Annotated in this window: 17 protein-coding genes and 1 pseudogene; 10 read left to right on the forward strand and 8 right to left on the reverse strand. The window is 53.4% G+C overall.

The window, feature by feature from the left end; genetic code table 11:
• From AMM48_RS00780 to AMM48_RS00790, 3 genes are all read left to right on the forward strand, one after another.
• Window positions 1-1,170, forward strand: coding sequence for a carboxylate-amine ligase (locus AMM48_RS00780; protein ID WP_244271068.1), 1,170 nt, complete (start codon window positions 1-3; stop codon window positions 1,168-1,170).
• Window positions 1,171-1,271: 101 nt separating this feature from the next.
• Entirely contained in the window at window positions 1,272-1,517 is a 246-nt protein-coding gene (locus AMM48_RS00785; RefSeq protein WP_022733469.1) for a DUF2312 domain-containing protein, read from the forward strand.
• Between the two features lie 76 nt (window positions 1,518-1,593).
• Window positions 1,594-2,040: an MmcB family DNA repair protein gene (locus tag AMM48_RS00790; protein WP_102782540.1), complete on the forward strand. Its 447-nt coding sequence runs from the start codon at window positions 1,594-1,596 to the stop codon at window positions 2,038-2,040.
• 54 nt (window positions 2,041-2,094) lie between these two features.
• Here the strand turns inward: AMM48_RS00790 and AMM48_RS00795 are convergent, their stop codons facing one another.
• On the reverse strand, window positions 2,095-5,577 hold the full coding sequence (locus tag AMM48_RS00795; protein ID WP_102782541.1) for an indolepyruvate ferredoxin oxidoreductase family protein: 3,483 nt from the start codon (window positions 5,575-5,577) through the stop codon (window positions 2,095-2,097).
• Between the two features lie 391 nt (window positions 5,578-5,968).
• On the opposite strand from AMM48_RS00795, the gene AMM48_RS00800 reads away from it, so the two are divergent.
• The 6 genes from AMM48_RS00800 (at window position 5,969) to sulP (ending at window position 11,861) form a co-directional block, all read left to right on the forward strand.
• Complete coding sequence (locus tag AMM48_RS00800) at window positions 5,969-6,415, forward strand: VOC family protein (RefSeq protein WP_102782542.1); 447 nt, start codon at window positions 5,969-5,971, stop codon at window positions 6,413-6,415.
• A gap of 119 nt (window positions 6,416-6,534) precedes the next feature.
• Window positions 6,535-7,188 (forward strand): Crp/Fnr family transcriptional regulator, encoded by a 654-nt coding sequence (locus AMM48_RS00805; protein ID WP_102782543.1) that lies wholly within the window; start codon window positions 6,535-6,537, stop codon window positions 7,186-7,188.
• Between the two features lie 250 nt (window positions 7,189-7,438).
• Entirely contained in the window at window positions 7,439-7,870 is a 432-nt protein-coding gene (locus tag AMM48_RS22455) for an MBL fold metallo-hydrolase (protein WP_279627461.1), read from the forward strand.
• Window positions 7,867-8,322: an MBL fold metallo-hydrolase gene (locus tag AMM48_RS22460; protein ID WP_279627462.1), complete on the forward strand. Its 456-nt coding sequence runs from the start codon at window positions 7,867-7,869 to the stop codon at window positions 8,320-8,322. Before AMM48_RS22455 ends, AMM48_RS22460 begins: the two co-directional genes overlap by 4 nt.
• An 18-nt stretch (window positions 8,323-8,340) precedes the next feature.
• Entirely contained in the window at window positions 8,341-10,014 is a 1,674-nt protein-coding gene (locus AMM48_RS00815) for a bifunctional protein tyrosine phosphatase family protein/NAD(P)/FAD-dependent oxidoreductase (RefSeq protein ID WP_102782544.1), read from the forward strand.
• Window positions 10,015-10,076: 62 nt separating this feature from the next.
• Entirely contained in the window at window positions 10,077-11,861 is a 1,785-nt protein-coding gene (gene sulP, locus AMM48_RS00820; RefSeq protein WP_102782545.1) for a sulfate permease, read from the forward strand.
• Window positions 11,862-11,913: 52 nt separating this feature from the next.
• Here sulP and AMM48_RS00825 read toward each other — a convergent pair whose 3' ends face one another.
• Window positions 11,914-13,089: a benzoate/H(+) symporter BenE family transporter gene (locus AMM48_RS00825; protein ID WP_102782546.1), complete on the reverse strand. Its 1,176-nt coding sequence runs from the start codon at window positions 13,087-13,089 to the stop codon at window positions 11,914-11,916.
• A gap of 115 nt (window positions 13,090-13,204) precedes the next feature.
• On the reverse strand, window positions 13,205-14,359 hold the full coding sequence (locus AMM48_RS00830) for a GNAT family N-acetyltransferase (protein ID WP_102782547.1): 1,155 nt from the start codon (window positions 14,357-14,359) through the stop codon (window positions 13,205-13,207).
• Window positions 14,360-14,586: 227 nt separating this feature from the next.
• Between AMM48_RS00830 and serA the strand changes: the two genes are divergently transcribed.
• Window positions 14,587-15,828 carry a phosphoglycerate dehydrogenase gene (gene serA, locus AMM48_RS00835; RefSeq protein ID WP_102782548.1) on the forward strand — a complete coding sequence of 414 codons (1,242 nt, stop codon included), beginning with the start codon at window positions 14,587-14,589 and terminating at the stop codon, window positions 15,826-15,828.
• Window positions 15,829-15,911: 83 nt separating this feature from the next.
• Here serA and AMM48_RS00840 read toward each other — a convergent pair whose 3' ends face one another.
• From AMM48_RS00840 to AMM48_RS22525, 5 genes and pseudogenes are all read right to left on the reverse strand, one after another.
• On the reverse strand, window positions 15,912-16,394 hold the full coding sequence (locus AMM48_RS00840; RefSeq protein WP_102782549.1) for an N-acetyltransferase: 483 nt from the start codon (window positions 16,392-16,394) through the stop codon (window positions 15,912-15,914).
• Between the two features lie 42 nt (window positions 16,395-16,436).
• On the reverse strand, window positions 16,437-17,084 hold the full coding sequence (gene aat, locus AMM48_RS00845) for a leucyl/phenylalanyl-tRNA--protein transferase (RefSeq protein ID WP_102782550.1): 648 nt from the start codon (window positions 17,082-17,084) through the stop codon (window positions 16,437-16,439).
• A 256-nt stretch (window positions 17,085-17,340) separates the two neighbouring features.
• Window positions 17,341-18,681 carry an acetyl-CoA carboxylase biotin carboxylase subunit gene (accC, locus tag AMM48_RS00850; protein WP_022733479.1) on the reverse strand — a complete coding sequence of 447 codons (1,341 nt, stop codon included), beginning with the start codon at window positions 18,679-18,681 and terminating at the stop codon, window positions 17,341-17,343.
• A 17-nt stretch (window positions 18,682-18,698) separates the two neighbouring features.
• Complete coding sequence (accB, locus tag AMM48_RS00855; protein ID WP_022733480.1) at window positions 18,699-19,142, reverse strand: acetyl-CoA carboxylase biotin carboxyl carrier protein; 444 nt, start codon at window positions 19,140-19,142, stop codon at window positions 18,699-18,701.
• 11 nt (window positions 19,143-19,153) lie between these two features.
• Window positions 19,154-19,371: pseudogene (locus AMM48_RS22525) on the reverse strand (type II 3-dehydroquinate dehydratase); the annotation flags it as partial.
• Window positions 19,372-19,710: the final 339 nt, after the last annotated feature.

Below are 19,710 nucleotides of genomic sequence, written 5' to 3' on the forward strand. Positions count from 1 at the left end.
TTGGCGGCGTTCCAGACGCAAGAACCGGGGTTTTCGATTGGTATCGAAGAGGAATTCTGGCTTGTTGATCGCCAAAGCCGCGATCTTGCAAATGATCCGCCAGCGGACTTTTTAAAGGATGCCAAGGCAAAGCTGGGTGATCAGGTTTCCAGCGAGTTTATGCGCTGCCAGGTCGAAACCGGTACCAAGGTTTGCAACAGTGCAAAGGACGCGCGCGAACAACTGATCCATATGCGGTCAACTCTGGCCGAAATTGCCAGCAAATATGATATGGCATTGCTGGCGGCATCGACCCACCCATTTGCCCAATGGGACAGCCAGAAACACACCGAAGGCGAACGCTACAGCACCATCGCGCGTGATTTGCGCACGGTTGTTGACCGATTGCTGATCTGTGGCATGCATGTGCATGTCGGAATTGAGGATGATGACCTTCGGATCGAATTGATGGCGCAGGCCAGTTACTTTTTGCCGCATCTTCTGGCGCTGACCACCAGTTCACCGTTCTGGCGGGGCCGTGATACCGGGCTTCAGACCTTCCGGCTTTCGGTGTTTGATAACCTGCCACGTACGGGACTGCCCGAAGTGTTTGGGTCGTGGGCGGAATATCGCCGCCATGTTGATATGCTGATCCAGGCCGGTGTGATTGAGGACGGTACCAAGCTTTGGTGGGACTTGCGCCCATCGGACCGGTGGCCGACACTTGAGATGCGGATTGCCGATGTTTGTACCGATCTTGAAGATGCGGTGTGTGTTGCGTCAATTACGCGATGCCTGATGCGGATGCTGTATCGATTGCGGCGTAATAATCAGCGGTGGCGGATTTATTCGCACATGCTGGTGCGTGAAAACCGTTGGCGGGCATGCCGTTATGGCAGTGATCCCGGCGAGAAAACCGGATTGATTGATTTTGGCCGGGCTGAAATTGTGCCGTATGTCGATCTGGTCGAGGAAATCCTTGAACTGATCCGCCCGGATGCGGAATTTTTTGGCTGTGTTGCGGAAATCGAACATGCGCGCGTGATCGTGCAACGTGGCACAAGTGCGCGTCGCCAGCGCGAGGTCTTTGACGCTGCGATTGAAAAGGGGATCAGCCCGCGTGATGCGCTTGTCGCGGTGGCGGATCACTTGATTGAACAGACAGTGCCGGGATCGCAATCGGTCGTCTAACGCCCCTTGTCAGCGCGCAACGCATTGAGTATCGTCGCGCCGCATTAAAAGTTTTCGCGCACCGGGTATCCGCTGTGCAGCCCATCATCGGAGAAGAATGAATGACCGAAGTCGGTGGTATCGCAGCTGATCAGCTTGCGAGTTATGTTGAGCGTATTGAACGTCTTGAAGAAGAAAAAGCCAACCTTATGGCTGATATCAAGGAAGTTTACGGCGAAGCCAAAGCACTTGGCTATGACGTGAAAATCCTGCGTCAGATTATTCGCCTGCGTAAAATCGAAGATCATGAGCGCAGCGAGCAGGAACAGATTCTTGAAGTGTACAAGCGCGCGCTTGGCATGAGCTGACACCTTGTGTCAGCAGACTGCAACCTGAATTCAAAGCCCGCTTTCGAGCGGGCTTTTGTTTTTGTATCCTGATCCAATGAACACGCAAACCCGTCCCAAAATTACAGCCGAAGTCACAGATGGTGTCTGTCGGCTTTTGTATCACCATCAGATGTCGTGCCTGACCGAGCTTCGGTTGGGCAATGGGCGGCGGCTGGATGTGTTGGCGCTTGGGGCCAAGGGGGAACTTTGGGCGGTTGAAGTCAAATCATCGGTCGCGGATTTTAAAACCGATCAGAAATGGGAAAGCTATGTCGAGTATTGCGACAGGTTGTTTTTTGCCGTGCCGATGGATTTTCCCAAGGAACTGATCCCCGAGAGTGTGGGACTAATTGTCGCCGACCGGTTTGAAGCAGCGATCCTTCGCATGCCCGAAGAACAGAAACTTTCAGCAGCACGGCGCAAGAAGCTGTTGATTTCATTTGGGCAAACGGCGGCAGGACGATTGGGTAACACGATTGGCGACAACGTGTTTATGCCCTGAAATACAAAGGCCCCGCACATTTGTCGGGGCCTTTGCTTTGGGGAATCTGTGGGATTATTCCGCGGCCTTAAGGTGTTCTGGCGGGTTGCGGAACTGGTCGATCAGCTCGGCCTCACGCGTTTTGACCTTTTCAATATTGCCATCTTTGACGTGACCATATCCGCGAATTTGTTCGGGCAAGGCCAGAAGCGCGTTGGCAATGCGCACATTGTCATGGGTCAACCCGCCAATGATTTCGGCAACCAGCATTTCGTAATCGGTAATCAACTGGCGTTCGGCTTTGCGTTCATGGGTGCGGCCAAACGGATCAAGGGCGGTCCCGCGCAGGAATTTGAATTTCGCCAGAACGCGGAAGGCATTCATCATCCATGGACCATAGGTCGATTTTGTCAGCTGACCATTTTCCGGGTTCTTATCGGCAATTGCCGGTGGGGCAAGGTGGAACTTGATTTTGTAATCACCCGTGAAGTTCTTGGCCAACTTCTTAAGGAACGCTGGATCGGTATAAAGCCGTGCGACTTCGTACTCGTCCTTATAGGCCAGCAGTTTGAAGTAGTATTTCGCCACCGTCCGGGTCAATTCATCCCCACCATCAAGGCGTTTTTCGGCCGCTGCGACCTGATCAACAAGTGCCGTGAAGCGTTTGGCGTAGGCGGCATTCTGATAACCGGTCAGGAAATCGACACGTTTGGCAATGATGTCGGAAAGTTCGGTGGCAACCGGGTGAGCTTCGGTTTCGTTGGGGCCGACAACCTCAAGAACGCGTTTGGGTTCATGGGCATATAACCGGCCCCAGTAGAACGATTGTTTGTTCATATCAACAGCCACACCATTAAGCTCAATCGCTTGCATCAGGGCTTCTTCGGTGATCGGGATCAGGCCGCGCTGCCATGCAACGCCCAGCATAAACAGGTTGGTCGCAATCGAATTGCCCATTAAGCGGGTGGCAATGTCACTGCCTTCGACAAAATTGACCGCGTCCGCACCACAGGTGTCGGAGATGACTTTCATATGCTCGTTGGTTTTAAGCTCAAAGTCCGGGTTGCTGGTAAAGGCACCGGTCACGGTTTCATGGGTGTTGATGACGGCTTGGGTAAAGTTGCGCCGCATCTTGGCCAAGCCTTCGTAACTTGCCGCGACTAAAAGGTCACAGCCCAGCACGACATTGGCTTCGCCCGCAGGAATGCGCGCAGCATGCAGTTTACTTTGTTCATTGGCAAAGCGGATGTGGCTGACCACAGCCCCGCCTTTTTGTGCAAGGCCCGCCATATCAAGTCCGACGATGCCTTTGCCCTCGATATGGGCGGCCATGCCCAGCAATGCGCCGATCGTAACCACACCGGTTCCGCCAACACCCGTGATCAGAACGGACCATGGTTCGTTGATATCAGGTAGGGTCGGGCGCGGCAGGCTGGCAAAGATAGCATCGCCGTGATTGTCGCCCTTGGCGGCGGCATCAGGCTTACGCAGCGATCCACCTTCAATCGTTACAAAGCTTGGGCAGAAGCCATTCAGGCATGAGAAATCCTTGTTACAGGCCGATTGGTCAATGGCACGTTTACGGCCAAATTCGGTTTCAACCGGAACAACTGCGAGGCAGTTGGATTTTTCACCGCAATCGCCACAGCCTTCACAGACAAGATCATTAATGAAAACGCGCTTGGGCGGATCGACCATCAGTTTGCGTTTGCGACGACGGCGTTTTTCGGCTGCACAGGTCTGATCAAACACAAGGATGGTAACACCTTCGATCTCGCGCAGTTCTTTTTGCGTGGCATCCAGTTCATCACGATGGCGGATATCAACACCGGGGGCAAAATCAGACCCCATCGGATATTTATCGGGCTCGTCAGACAGAACGATGATGCGCTTGGCACCTTCGTCAAACATTTGACGGGTGACCTGTGGCACGGTCAGGGGACCATCAACCGGCTGGCCACCGGTCATGGCAACCGCATCATTAAACAGGATTTTATAGGTGATGTTGACACCCGACGCGACGGCAGCGCGCACGGCCAAAGACCCGGAATGGTAATAGGTCCCATCGCCAAGGTTTTGGAAAACGTGCTTTTCGTTGGTAAAGGGCGCCTGACCGATCCAGGTCGCACCTTCGCCGCCCATATGGGTAAAGGTTTCGGTCGAACGGTCCATCCAGTTAACCATGTAATGGCACCCGATCCCGGCCATGGCACGGCTGCCGTCGGGGACCTTGGTTGAACTGTTGTGCGGGCAGCCCGGACAGAACCACGGAATGCGCGCCACATCCGGGCGCGGTTCGGCGATTTCCTTTTCCTTTTCAGCCAGCCAGTCGATGCGTTCATGAATGGCCGGGCTGTCATAGAACCGTTTGATCCGCTCGGCCAAGACAACCGCGATGCGGGCCGGGGTCAGCTCATCCATCGATGGCAGGATCCACTCGCCCTTTTCATCGAACTTGCCAATAACCTGCGGGCGGACATCTTCGCGCCAGTTATAAAGCTGTTCCTTGACCTGATTTTCCATCACCGCGCGTTTTTCTTCGACGACGATGATTTCCTCTAAGCCCATAGCAAATTCGCGCACATCGTCACGGTTGAGCGGCCAGCTCATCCCGACTTTCAGAACCCGAATGCCGATCTGTGCAGCGTCTTGCTCGGAAATGCCAAGGTCATCAAACGCCTGCATGACGTCAAGGTATGCCTTACCCGTCGTGATGATACCAAGCCGCGCATTCGGGCTGTCGATCACGGTTTTATTGAGTTTATTGACCCGCGCATATGCCAATGCGGCATAGAGCTTGTATTTCATCAGTCGATGTTCTTGCTCCTTGGGGGTATCGGGCCAGCGGATATGCAGGCCGCCCTCGGGCATGGCGAAATCAGCGGGGATGATCGGGGTAATACGGTCCGGTGCGACATCGGCTGCAGCCGAGCTTTCGACCGTTTCGGCAATGGTTTTCATCGCCACCCAGCAACCGGAATAACGGCTCATGGCCCAGCCATGCAGACCGAAATCAAGGATATCCTGAACACCGGATGGGTTTAAAACCGGGATTTGCGCATCAATAAAGGCATATTCGGTCTGATGGGGCAGGGTGGATGATTTACAAGAATGGTCATCCCCGGCAAGGACAAGGACACCGCCATTTTTGGATGTGCCAGCATAGTTGGCGTGTTTGAAAACATCGCCGGACCGGTCAACGCCCGGTCCCTTGCCGTACCACATGCCAAAGACGCCGTCATATTTGGCATCCGGGTACATATTGACCTGTTGACTACCCCAAACGACCGTTGCAGCAAGGTCTTCGTTGACCCCGGCCTGAAATTCGATCTGTTGCTTGGACAGAAACTTTTGGGCCCGCCACAGTTGTTGATCCAGACCACCAAGCGGCGACCCGCGATAGCCGGAAATACAGCCCGCAGTATTAAGGCCTGCGCGCGCATCGAGCTGGCGCTGCATCAGAGGCAATCGAACAAGTGCCTGAATGCCTGTCAGATAAACCCGGCCTTCTTCAAGCGTATATTTATCATCAAGGCTAATTGCCGCCAATTGTGCCATGACCAGTCTCCCTCGGAATCTCTCTGATGTGCCGGACCTTTTACACACTGCTTATAGGGATATGGGCGTTGGTGCAGTGTTTCGGTATGGCCCGTGTGTAAATCCATCTCACACGGTTTGCGGGACCAATGCGAGATGTCGTAATGGTAATGAATGCTGACCTTTTTTCAAAGCGAACTCGCAGTGCACAGCCCAAAACGCCCGATTGTATGGATTGACGTTACGTCAACTTAATATTTACTTATTCCGGTACCGATTTACGCGCAATATAATTGCGTTGCTGCTGCGGTGCGATATTTCACATGGGGCGGAGTCTCTGCTCGGAACAGCAAAAAACGCATGGTATCGTTTGTTTGGTATTTGTGCAGAGGGTCAGGAAAGGATCATATAGATGGACCAACGTGTTTCACTGATCACACTTGGCGTGGCTGATCTGGATAGATCGCGGCGTTTCTACGAAAACGGCCTTGGCTGGAAAATGACTGAAATGGTCGAAGGACAGGTTGTGTTCTATCAACTGTCCAATGGGCTCGCACTTGGTCTGTTTGGCCGGACGGATCTGATCAAGGATGGGAAATTTGACGATGATACCGGGGCGACATTTGGCGGACTGACATTGGCGTTTAATACGCGCAGCGAGGCCGAGGTTGACACGGTGATGCTTGAGGCCCAAAAAGCCGGGGCCAAAATCCAGAAACCGGCGGAGAAAGTATTCTGGGGCGGCTATTCCGGTTATTTTCGCGATCCTGATGGCCATGCGTGGGAAGTGGCGTTCAACCCATTCTGGGAACTTGATGACGCCGGAAACCTGCATATTCCGCCAATGGCGTCATCGTGACGGACCGATTTTAATTTATTGAAACGTCACCTGAATGTTTTAACATTTCAAACGGTGGGCTTTTATCTGCCGAAATGTCTTCGGCGATTTGCAGAAGATGAAACAGGAAGGTTTTGACCGTGAGTTGGATTGACCAGTTTCCGGGCCTGTCACGATTACCAGAAGAAATTCGAAACTATCTTCTAAGCGAAAGCAATATTGTCACCGTTCCAGCAAATACTGTCATTTTTGGTCCGGGAAAATCGCCAGAGAACCTTTTGCTGTTGCTTGAGGGGACGGTTAGAGTGCAGCAAACGTCCGATACCGGGCGGGAAATCGTGCTGTACCGGGTTCATGCCGGGGAAAGCTGCGTTCTGACGACCGCCTGTCTTCTGGCCTATGAGGATTATTCCGCCGAGGGCATTGCAGAAACCCAAACCCGTGCGGTCGCGATCCCGCGGGCTGCATTTGACAAGCTGGTCTCGGACTCTGTCGCGTTTCGGCAGTTTGTCTTTACCGCCTATTCGAAACGGATCACGGACCTGTTTCTTGTGATCGAAGAAATCGCGTTTCGCCGATTGGACATCAGACTGGCACACAAGTTAATCGAGCTTGCCGGGGACGGTGATACTGTTTCGTCAACACACCAGAAACTGGCGGTGGAGCTTGGCTCGGCGCGCGAAGTCATTTCGCGGCAATTGCAGGAATTCCAGCGTCGCGGCTGGATTGAACAATCACGCGGCACCATTCGTCTGATAGATCGGGATCGACTTTCGGGGTTGGCACAAAGCTGATTGATTCCGCCCATAAACATTGATGCCGAATGCCGACCTGCCCCTGAATACAGACCTCAAACATTAAAAAATCAATATGTTTTAATGTTTGGTGACAAGGTCACCGAAAACCGGTTCCCGAACTCTTATAATTCCAGATTGAAATACAGGCTGCGTGCCAAAGCGCGGCATATAACCAACCCCGTCCGTAGCATGCCATCCAAAGGTTCTAATGGATCAAGTGAATGGCATGGACCCTGAGGAGGAACATATGTCTGACTACCCGGTGAATATGACCATAAAACCAGAAGTCACGGCCTTTTTTGATCCCGATACCAACACGATCAGCTATGTGGTCAAGGACCCCGAAAGCGCTGCGTGTGCTGTTGTCGATTCCGTCATGGATATTGATTACGCGGCAGGACGCATCAGCTTTGGCCATGCGGACCGGATGATTGCCTTCATTCAGGAACATGACCTGAAACTGGAATGGATCATCGAAACCCATGTTCATGCCGACCATTTATCAGCCGCCCCCTACATTCAGGAAAAGCTGGGCGGCAAGCTTGGCATTGGTGCGAAGATCAAGGTGGTTCAGGAAACCTTTGGCAAGGTGTTTAACGAAGGGACTGATTTCCAGCGCGATGGCAGCCAGTTCGACAAGCTGTTTGAGGATGGTGACACCTATCAGGTTGGTGCATGACGTGTTTTGCCATCTATACCCCCGGTCATACGCCCGCCTGCATGGTGCATGTGATGGGTGATGCGGCCTTTGTTGGTGATACGTTGTTTATGCCAGATGGCGGTTCGGCGCGTGCCGACTTCCCGGGCGGTGATGCCGGAACGCTGTATGACAGCATCCAGAAACTTCTCGCCCTTCCCGATGAGATGCGTTTGTTCATGTGCCACGATTACGGCCCTGACGGGCGCGATATTCGGTGGGAAACCACGGTTGGCGATGAGAAAAAGCACAACATCCATGTCGGCGGCAACAAAACCCGAGCGGAATTTATCGCCTTTCGCACAGAGCGTGACGCGACACTGGGCATGCCACGTCTGATTCTTCCATCTTTGCAGGTCAACATGCGCGCCGGACGTCTGCCGACGGATGATAGCGGCAAGCAAATGCTCAAAGTGCCGGTTAACGGCCTTTAATCATCAGGAGGAGCGTCTATGGAAGCGAAGAAAATCAGCGATGGCCTGTCGGTCAGTCCGCAAATTTCTGCTGATGACATCAAGGAGATCGCCCGTCTGGGGTTCCGTTCGATCATTTGTAACCGTCCGGACGGCGAAGGGTCAGATCAACCGACCTTTGACGAGATCACCAAGGCGGCATCTGATGCGGGGCTGGAAACGCGTTATCTGCCAATCGTATCTGGCAAGGTAACGGATCAGAACGCCGACGAATTTGGTAGCTTGCTTGGCGCATTGCCCGGACCGGTTTTTGCCTATTGCCGGACCGGAACGCGTTCGGCAACTTTATGGTCGCTTAGTCAGGCGTCGCGTCTTGCCACAAGCGAAATCCTGCGTGCGACCAAGGCGGCAGGTTATGACATGGGCGGGGTTGTGCGCCGGATCGTGAATGGCGGTAAAACGCCGACCGATCAGGCGGACGCAAAATATGATGTTGTCATTGTCGGCGGCGGGGCGGCGGGTATTTCGATTGCGTCGAGCCTTCAGGCCAGAAGTGCCGGACTTCAGATTGCCGTCATTGATCCGGCAGATATCCATTATTATCAGCCTGGCTGGACCATGGTGGGAGGCGGTATCTTTGATGCCAGCACGACCGCCAAAACAATGGGCTCGCTGATCCCCAAGGGGGTGCATTGGATCAAGTCTGCTGTGGCGGCGTTCGAGCCAAAAGATGACGCCATCGTTCTTGATGGCTGCCGGGTTGTGAAATACGGTCGCCTGATTGTGTGTCCGGGGCTTAAACTGGACTGGAACGCTGTTGACGGGCTTGTTGATACGCTGGGCCGAAATGGTGTGACGTCGAACTATCGCTATGACCTTGCCCCTTATACGTGGGAACTGGTGTCCTCCTTGCGTGAGGGTACGGCCTTGTTTACCCAACCACCCATGCCAATCAAATGTGCTGGCGCACCGCAAAAGGCAATGTATCTGTCAGCAGATCATTGGCAGCGAAGCGACGTTCTTAACCGTATCACTATCGAGTTCTGTAACGCTGGCGGTGTTCTGTTCGGGGTGAAGGACTATGTTCCGGCCCTTGAGAAATATATCGACCGTTATGGCGTGGGGTTGAACTTTTTCCATAACCTTGTTGCGATTGATGGTACGGCCAAAAAGGCGTGGTTTGATGTCATCAAACCGGGCGAGGACGTACAGCGGATCGAAAAGTCCTTTGACATGATCCATGTTTGTCCGCCGCAGGTGGCCCCGGACTTTATCCGGGTATCGCCATTGGCCGATGCGGCAGGCTGGGTCGATGTTGATCAGGCAACGTTGCGCCACAAGACCTATGCCAACATCTGGTCGCTTGGCGATGTGATGAATGCGCCAAATGCAAAAACCGCGGCGGCGGCACGCAAACAGGCGCCGGTTGTTGCCGAAAACGTCATTGCGGACATCGACGGAAAATCAGCCGTTGCCCAATATGACGGATACGGGTCCTGCCCCCTGACGGTGGAGCGCGGCCGTATTGTTTTGGCCGAGTTCGGTTATGGCGGCACGCTTTTGCCATCGTTCCCGAAATGGCTGATTGATGGTACAAAACCGTCGCGATTGGCTTGGTTTCTTAAGGAAAAACTGCTGCCGCCGATTTACTGGAAAGCCATGCTGCGCGGCAAGGAATGGCTGGCAAAACCCGAAAAGGTTTCGGTTAAATAATCACCGCTTGCGGGGTGGGCATGTGTCTGCCTTGGGCCAATTCTGATCAAAGAGATCAATTGATGCAGTTGAAGTCGATTTCAAAATACATCCCGGTTCTTGATTGGGGCCGTCGCTATGATTGCACGGCATTTGGCAATGACATGGTTGCCGCCATCATCGTGACGATCATGTTGATCCCCCAATCACTGGCCTATGCGCTTTTGGCCGGGTTGCCGCCCGAAGCTGGGCTTTATGCCTCGATTGCACCGATTATCCTGTATGCGATTTTCGGGACAAGCAGCACCTTGGCGGTCGGTCCGGTTGCGGTTGTTTCATTGATGACGGCGGCAGCGATTGGCAATGTCGCAGCGGTCGGCACGATTGGTTACGCGGTGGCAGCCCTGACACTGGCAGCCCTTTCCGGTACGATCCTTTTGATGATGGGGGTGTTTAAGCTCGGATTTCTGGCAAACTTCCTGTCGCATCCGGTGATTGCCGGTTTCATCACGGCATCGGGGATATTGATTGCCGCAAGTCAGCTTAAACACATCCTTGGTGTTGATGCGGGCGGGCACAACCTTTGGGAAATTGTTTCAGCCCTTTTTGTGAAAATGCCTGAAACGAATATGACAACGGTGTTGATCGGCATTCCGACGACGGTATTTTTGTTTTGGGTGCGTCGGGGGCTCAAACCCGCCTTGATCAAACTGGGGCTTGGATCAAGGATGGCCGATGTCATCACCAAGGCCGGCCCCGTGATGGCTGTTTTCGCGACAACCTTGGTGGTGTGGTATTTCCATCTTGTTGACGCCGGGGTCAAAGTTGTCGGCGATGTGCCGCAAAGCTTGCCGCCGCTGACCATGCCGGATTTCTCGGTTGGGCTAATGGCGGATTTGCTGGTACCTGCGGTGCTGATTTCGCTGATCGGGTTTGTTGAATCAATTTCGGTCGCCCAGACGTTGGCCGCCAAACGCCGTCAGCGTATCAATCCAAATCAGGAATTGATTGGGCTTGGTGCGGCCAATATCGGCGCGGCTTTTACCGGCGGATATCCGGTGACCGGTGGGTTTGCCAGGTCGGTTGTCAATTTTGATGCCGGGGCGCAAACACCCGCCGCAGGGGCCTTTACGGCGGTGGGGCTGGCGATTGCGGCGGTTGCCTTAACGCCCTTGGTTTATTTTCTGCCCAAGGCCACACTTGCGGCCACGATCATTGTCGCGGTGCTGTCGCTGGTGGATTTCAGCATTTTAAAAACCAGTTGGCGCTACTCAAAATCGGACTTTGTCGCGGTGTTGGCGACAGTACTTTTAACACTTGGCTTTGGGGTTGAGGTCGGGGTGACGTCGGGCGTTGTACTCTCAATCGGGTTGTTTTTATACAAAACGTCGCGCCCGCACATCGCCGAGGTTGGCCTTGTGCCGGATACGCAGCATTTTCGCAATATCAACCGTCATCAGGTGATCACGGACCCGCACGTCCTGACCATCCGGATTGATGAAAGCCTGTATTTTGCCAATGCCCGCTATCTTGAGGATTATCTTCTTGATCGGGTGGTCGGTGAAGACACGCTCAAGCACGTGATCTTGATGTGCTCGGCGATTAACGAGATTGATCTCAGCGCGGTTGAATCGCTTGAGGCGATCAATCACCGCCTTGATGAGATGGGTATCACGTTACATCTCTCAGAAGTCAAAGGTCCGGTGATGGACCGTTTGAAGTGCGGTTCTTTCCTTGATGAGCTTACGGGCAAGGTTTTCATGTCGCAATATGAGGCGATCACTGATCTCGGCACAGAGCCACCTATGTCCAAGTCCAAGGTCGTGGATGCAAAACCTAACCCGGGCAAAACAGCCAAGGCCAGTTGACATGCGTTATCTGATCAACAGCGTGGACATCAACTATTTACTTGATTGCCGCCTAGCGGTTTTTAATATGCGTCACTAGGTAAATTAGCCCGCCTGTCAGCAATCCCCAGAACGCGCCCGAAACCCCATAAAATGTGAGACCCGCCGCGGTAACGATGAATGTTACTGCGGCGGCTTCACGGGCATCTTCTTGCCTGAAGGCCGTGACAGCCGATCCGGCAAACGCGCCGATCAAGGCAAGACCCGCGACGGCTTCGATCAGGATGCTTGGTGCAAGGCTGATGAAGGCGGTGACAAGTCCGGCGAGCAATCCGAACGCGATATAAAACACCCCGCCAAACACAGCAGCCCAGTAGCGCTTGGCTGGATCGGGGTGGGCATCCTTGCCTGCGCACAATGCAGCCGTAATGGCGGCAAGGTTGACCGCATGTCCGCCAAACGGGGCCGAAAGCAATGAAAAGATGCCGGTCACGGTAAAAAGAGGACCCGGCGGCGTGTCATAATCATTGGCGCGCAGAACCGCCGTGCCCGGAATGTTTTGCGATGCCATGGTGACGATGAAAAGTGGCAAGGCAATGCCAACCAGCCCGGCAAGGGTAAAGTCCGGCATGATGAATTCCACTGGTGGGGCGATGGAGTTGCCAAGGTTCGCCAAGGCATTTGGCGGAAAATCGATCCCGAAAATCATCACGCCAATAAACGCCAAAAGGGCCGCAGGCACTGCAAGCAGACGGTTAATCCGCCCGACCACCAGCCACGCAATCACGATGGGGAGGCCCAACAGCGGATCAAAGGCAACCGCCTTGACCGGAGCAAGGCAAAGGCCAAGCAACACCCCGGCCAGCATAGCATTGGCAAGCGGGGCAGGGATGCCCGCAACCGCACGGCCCAAGGGTTTCCAAACACCGCTGATGATGATCAGGATGGCACAGATGATAAAGGCCCCAACCGCCACGGCAAAGCCGCCGTCAATCGCCCCGGACGTTGCCAGAAGTGCCGCCCCCGGAGTTGACCAGGCAATGCTGATTGGAAGCTTTGTCTTAAGCGATAAAACAATCGCACATAACCCCATGGAAAGGGACAGTGCCATCAACCCCGATGCGGCTTGATCGGGCGTAGCACCAACTGCCGTTAACCCCTGTAGTACAACGGCAAACGAACTGGCCGATCCAACAAACCCGGTCAGTAGGCCCATGAAAATACTCTGGGGCGAAATATCACGCAGCATGGTGGCTCCGGCAGGTTGATCAAAGGTTAGTGGCGCATGGAGAAGCCGTTAGCCACAGGGTTTTCGACCCTAGCGGGAACTTTTTAAACAAACCAGTTTTTCTTGGTCCGCTGAATTACCCTTGATCCTGCCGGTACGGGCTGTGTTCGGATTTAATGAATTCTTGGTCCTGTGCGATGTGATCTTTTTCCTGAGCCAGGAATTGGGCGACCGCACGACGTAGGCCGGGGTCGGCGATCAGGTGGGCGGAATGGGTGATGACCGGTTCATAGCCACGCTGAATTTTATGTTCGCCCTGTGCGCCAGCTTCGACCGTTTTCAGGCCATGTTCAATCGCGATATCAATTGCCTGATAATAACAGGTTTCAAAATGTAAAAGCGGGGCACGGTCCATTGTGCCCCAGTTGCGCCCATAAAGGGTTTCGGAGCCGATCAGGTTCAGCGCGCCGGCGACCATTTCGTCATCATGGAACGCCGCCACCAAAACCGTTCTGTCGCGCAACCGTTCATGCAGCAATTCAAAGAACTGCCGGGTCAGGTAAGCCTGACCCCATTTGCGGTCCGATGTATCGCGATAAAAATGGTAAAACCTGTCCCAATGTTCGGGCTTTAGGTCATCACCACGCAGGGCCTTGAACGTATATCCGGCTTCAAGAACCTGTTTGCGTTCCTTGCGCAGGTTTTTGCGTTTGCGCGAATTTAGTGCGCCTAAGAAATCATCAAAGGTCTGATACCCCCGATTATGCCAGTGATATTGCAAACCGGTGCGTGTCAGAAACCCGGCGTCGCGCATCTGTTTGCTTTCGTCACCACTGCAAAAGGTGACGTGCAACGTCGCCATGCCCAGCTTTTCGGGCAGCATCGAAAGGCCTTCAATCAGCATGCGCCGCACACTGTCGGGATCGGGATGATCGTTTGTCACCAGCAATCTGGGGCCGGGAACCGGTGAGAAGGGGACGGCTGATTGCAGTTTTGGGTAATATTGACCGCCGGCACGTTCATAGGCCTCGGCCCACGCCCAATCAAAAACATACTCCCCATAGGAGTGTGCCTTGACATAGAGCGGAACGATTCCGATCACCAGACCATCTTCGCTTTTAAGTACAAGGTGAAAAGGTTGCCAGCCATTTTCAGCGCAGGTTGAGGCGCTGTCTTCCATGGCCGATAAAAATGCAAAGCTGACAAAGGGATTGTCAGAGCCAGCACATTTGTCCCATTGGGCTTGCCCGATTTCATGGATATCGGTGACGGTCTTGATTTCGGCGGGCAAGTTGCAGTCCCCTGACTTGTATTCTGATTGCAACGGGTGGCCATTTTTATACGCAGTAGCCGGTATATGCGTTCAGAAGATAGGCGCATTGCGTATTTACGCAAGGGAAAGCCTTTGACGCAGATGTCTCAAAGTCCTATTCCATTGGGCCATGATTGTCCTGTGACGATCACTGACGGCTCGGGATTCTCCCGTGTCGCCCTCGCTTAAGAAAAGGATGGTGCGCCGTGAACAGCAAACTTTCGTTGGAGAAGGACAAGATCAAGATCGTCCTGCTCGAAGGTATCCATGAAAACGCTGTAAAGATGTTCAAACAGGCCGGCTACTCTAATGTCGACCATTACCCTGCTGCGCTCGACGCGGATGAATTGAAATCCGTTGTCTCCGAAGCGCATTTTCTGGGCATCCGTTCTCGCACCAAACTGACCGAAGAAGTAATCGACGCAGCAGGCAAGCTGACCTCAATCGGTTGTTTCTGTATTGGCACCAATCAGGTCGATCTGAAGGCTGCTGCCATGCGCGGTATTCCGGTCTTTAACGCGCCTTATTCAAACACCCGTTCGGTGGCTGAATTGGTTCTGGGCCAGATCATCATGTTGATGCGCGGTATTCCGCAGCGTAATGCTGCTGCCCATGTTGGCGACTGGCTGAAGAATGCCAAAGGGTCCTATGAGGCACGCGGCAAGACGCTTGGCATTATTGGCTACGGTCATATTGGTTCGCAGCTGTCGGTTCTGGCCGAATCGCTTGGTATGAATGTCATTTACTATGACGTGATCAACAAGCTTGCCATGGGCAATGCAACCACGTGCACATCGATGGATGAATTGCTGGGGCAATCGGATGTGGTGTCATTGCATGTTCCAGCCAACGATCAGACCAAAAACATGATCACGGCAGTTGAGATCGGCAAAATGAAGCCTGGCGCACATCTGATCAATGCGGCACGCGGCAATGTCATTGTGATCGAAGACTTGGCTGCTGCGCTTGAAAGTGGTCACTTGGCCGGTGCGGCGCTTGACGTGTTCCCGGTTGAGCCGGCAGGCAAGGATGAGCAGTTCGAAAGCCCGCTTCGGGGCATGAGTAACGTCATCCTGACCCCGCATATCGGCGGGTCTACTCAGGAAGCACAGGAAAATATCGGTTTTGAAGTTGCGGACAAGCTGATCACATATTCCGACAATGGTTCGACATTGGGTGCTGTAAACTTCCCGGAAGTCTCTCTTCCGGTCAAGGACCGCACTCATACCCGTTTCATGCATATTCACCGCAACGTTCCGGGTGTTCTGTCGAAAATCAACGACGTGTTTTCAACGCGCGGCATGAACATCAGTGGCCAGTACTTGCGGTCCGAAGGTGGTGTTGGGTATGTCGTCGTCGAAGTCGACGAGGAAATCAAACCGGGTCTTGGCGTTCGCAAAGAACTTGCCAATATTGAAGGTACATTGCGTGTTCGGTTCCTGTTCTGATCACAACAGCCTGATACACATAAATTAAAAAGGGGCGGGGACCACATTGGTGCCCGCCCCTTTTTCTGTTTAACACGACGTATTTATAGCTTGCGATACATCACCAGCGCGTCTGTTTCGCCCAGTATTGGGTGCATGAAGGCACCGGGGAGGCGGCCGACAACCTCAAAGCCGAGTTTTGGCCACAGGTGAATGGCGGCGGCGTTGCTAGCGATGACGAAATTGAACTGCATCGCGCGATAGCCAAGGTTCTTGGCCCGAACAAGCGAGTCTTCACACATCTTGCGTGCAAGGCCTTGCCCGCTGGCGTTTGGGGCGACCATATAGCCGCAATTACACACATGTGCGCCACCACCGGGCTGATTGGTCCGGATGTAATAGGTACCAAGAATTTGACCGTCTTGCTCTGCGACCAGTGTGGTCTTGTCAGCGCCCAGCCAGTAATCGGCGATCTGGTCGCGTGTCAGGTTGGGATCAATCGCATAGGTATCACCCGCGCGCAGGATCGGTTCGACAATGGCAAGGATGGCATCCTTGTCACGTGGGGCGGCTTCTCGGATGTGCATAGAATGGCAAACTTCTAAACTGTGAGACACGATAATGTGTTTCTATTTATCGCCGCCCGACAGTGTGAGTTCAAGAAATTCCGGTTCGACCTCAAACGGAAGGTTCGCCCGCCCGGCAAGCGCCTGTGCGAGTTCATTGCGATAGCGTTCACGTGGTATTTCGAGAACGCCAAACTGTTTTAAGTGATCATTGACGAACTGAGTATCCAGCAGGCTGTAGCCGCCTTGGCGCATTAACGCGACAAGATGGACCAAGGCGATTTTCGATGCGTTGGTCGCACGTGAAAACATGCTTTCGCCAAAGAAGGCCTTGCCAAGACTGACCCCGTAAAGGCCCCCGACAAGTTGTCCGTCTTTCCAGGCTTCGATCGAATGTGCACAGCCCATTTTGTGAAGCGCACAATAGGCATCCAGAATATTGTCATTGATCCATGTGTCATCACGGTCATCGGTTGGTTCCGCACAGGCGCGAATGACATCCGGGAAAGCCCGGTTGACATGGATTTTGAAATCACCCTTGCGCACGGCCTTTCGCAAGGAGCGCGGTACGTGAAATCCATCAAGGGGCAATATACCGCGCCATTCCGGATCAATCCAATAAAGGGTTGGATCATCATGGCTTTCGGCCATCGGGAAAAGTCCGACAGAATATGCCCGGATCAACAGATCAGGTGTCAGTTGGTTTGACATGATGGCAGTGATAATGGTTTCCGTCCTGTCTATCTGACGACACTGTACATATGTGGTGGTCGTTTGCCCTGACAAGACTGTTCAAGGCGTTTGATCACGATGTTTTTCCATCATAGGCGCGTTTGATTAAATATTTGATGCCAATCGTTGGCAAGACAAATGAAAGTTGCATGATCTGTCTGGGGGATGACGGCAGATCATAAAAAAAACGGGAACCTGAAAGGTCCCCGTTTTTTGTTGGCAATCAATTGATTGCTTATTTCATGCCCATGAACTTTTCCAGCCAGTGGATGTCGTAATCCCCTTTTTGGATATCCGGGTTGGCAAGAAGCTTTTGATGCAGTGGAATGGTGGTCTTAATCCCGCCAATCGCATATTCCGCCAGCGCACGGCGCAGGCGCATCATGCATTCTTCGCGGTCACGACCATGCACAATCAGTTTTGCAATCATGCTGTCATAATAGGGCGGGATCGAATAGCCGGTGTAAATTCCGCTATCGACACGCACGCCCAGACCACCTGGCGCATGGTATTCCTTGATCTTGCCCGGTGATGGAACGAAAGTTTCCGGGTCCTCGGCATTGATGCGGCATTCAATCGCATGGCCGTGAATTTCAAGGTCTTCCTGCTTGAACGACAGTTCAAGACCCGCTGCGACACGGATCTGTTCACGTACAAGGTCAACGCCGGAAATCATTTCTGTGACCGGGTGTTCGACCTGAAGGCGGGTGTTCATTTCAATGAAATAGAACTCGCCATTTTCATACAGGAACTCAATCGTGCCAGCATTGCGATAGCCCATGCCGATCATGGCATTGGCGACCGTGGTGCCGATACGCTGGCGTTCTTCGGGCGTTAAGGTCGGTGAAGGTGCTTCTTCCAGAACCTTCTGATGGCGACGCTGCAACGAACAGTCACGTTCGAACAGATGCACGGCATTACCATGCGTGTCGCCAATCACCTGCAGTTCGATGTGGCGCGGCTTGCCGAGATACTTTTCGATGTAAACGGCCGCATTGCCAAAGTTCTGCAATGCTTCCTTACGGGTCATGGAAAAGGCATCAACAAGGTCTTCGTCGCGCTCTACGACTTTCATGCCGCGGCCACCACCACCACCAGATGCCTTGATCAGCACCGGATAGCCGATTTCATTGGCACATTTACGCGCCTCTTCGACCGTCGTGATTTCGCCGTCGGACCCCGGAACAACCGGAATACCAAGCTTTTCCACAGTCTGTTTTGCGGTGATCTTGTCACCCATCGTGCGGATGTGTTCTGGCGTCGGACCGATAAAGGTAAAGCCGTGTTCTTCGACCATGGATGCAAAGTCTGCACTTTCCGACAGGAAACCATATCCCGGATGGATGGCGTTTGCCCCGGTGATTTCGGCGGCCGACAGGATGGCAGGAACGTTAAGATAGCTGTCTTTGGATGCAGGCGGTCCGATACAGACCGATTCGTCGGCCAAACGGACATGCATTGCGTCCGCATCGGCGGTCGAATGCACCGCGACAGTTTTGATGCCCATTTCGCGGCAGGCGCGCTGAATACGCAGCGCGATTTCACCACGGTTGGCAATCAGGATTTTGTCGAACATGCAGTTCTTACCCCGGCTTATTCAATAATGATCAGCGGTTCGTCATATTCGACCGGATGGCCGTCGGTGGCCAGAATCTGGGACACCTTGCCGGATTTCGGCGCACGGATCGGGTTGAACGTTTTCATTGCTTCGATCAGCATAAGAGTCTGACCTTCGGTAACGGACGAACCGACCGAAATGAAAGGTGCGGCACCCGGTTCCGGTGCAAAGTAGACCACGCCGACCATCGGTGATTTGACGGCGCCCGGATGGGCGCCTGCATCGGCCGGTGCAGCGGCGGCTGCAGGTACGCTTGCAGCAATCGGGGCTGCTGCCGGTGCGGCTGCAACCATGGTGCCCTGACGGGCAACGCGAATGCGGTTGTCACCAGCGGCAACTTCAATTTCGGTCAGCTTGGTGTCGTCAAGCAGCTCGGCGAGCTGGCGAATGGCGTCATTGTCGATGTTGAACTTGCTCATTTCGATATCTTTTATGATGGTGAGTGGATCAATCCGCGCATGGCATCCAGGGCGTGGATATAACGTGTATATAGCTCTGGGAGCCAAACCCGTAGATCATGCCGTTTGCAGCTTTCGAGACGTAAGAATGATGTCTGAAGGCATCCCGCTTTTAAAAATTGGACAGATGGACCTCAAAGATCGCAACCGATATGTGCGTATATGCCCCAGCATCGATAAGAATACCAGAATCTTCTTGTCGGGCGTGCTCATTCCGGTCAACCGAACCGCCTTTAGGTATCCCTGAACGACCAACAACACAAATACCACGGGATGTGCTGTCATTGTGACAGTCTCCCCGATCTATTGTGTGTTCTTGCGCCCAAGGAATCCTTACGGATGTACCCTGACAGGTTCAAATTCGGCTCATTTAGAATGTAGACGGGTTTCGTCATTCGTTCCCACATGCCCAACATTTAGTGTTGCGTTTATAACACTTTCACGTTGACAGGCAACGCTAGAACTAAATGCAACCTTTCTTCAGATAGTATATTATTGTTGTGAATATAACTTATTAACGTGAGACAGG

It is taken from the genome of Thalassospira sp. GB04J01 (assembly GCF_000751115.1).
Lineage (GTDB): Bacteria > Pseudomonadota > Alphaproteobacteria > Rhodospirillales > Thalassospiraceae > Thalassospira > Thalassospira lucentensis.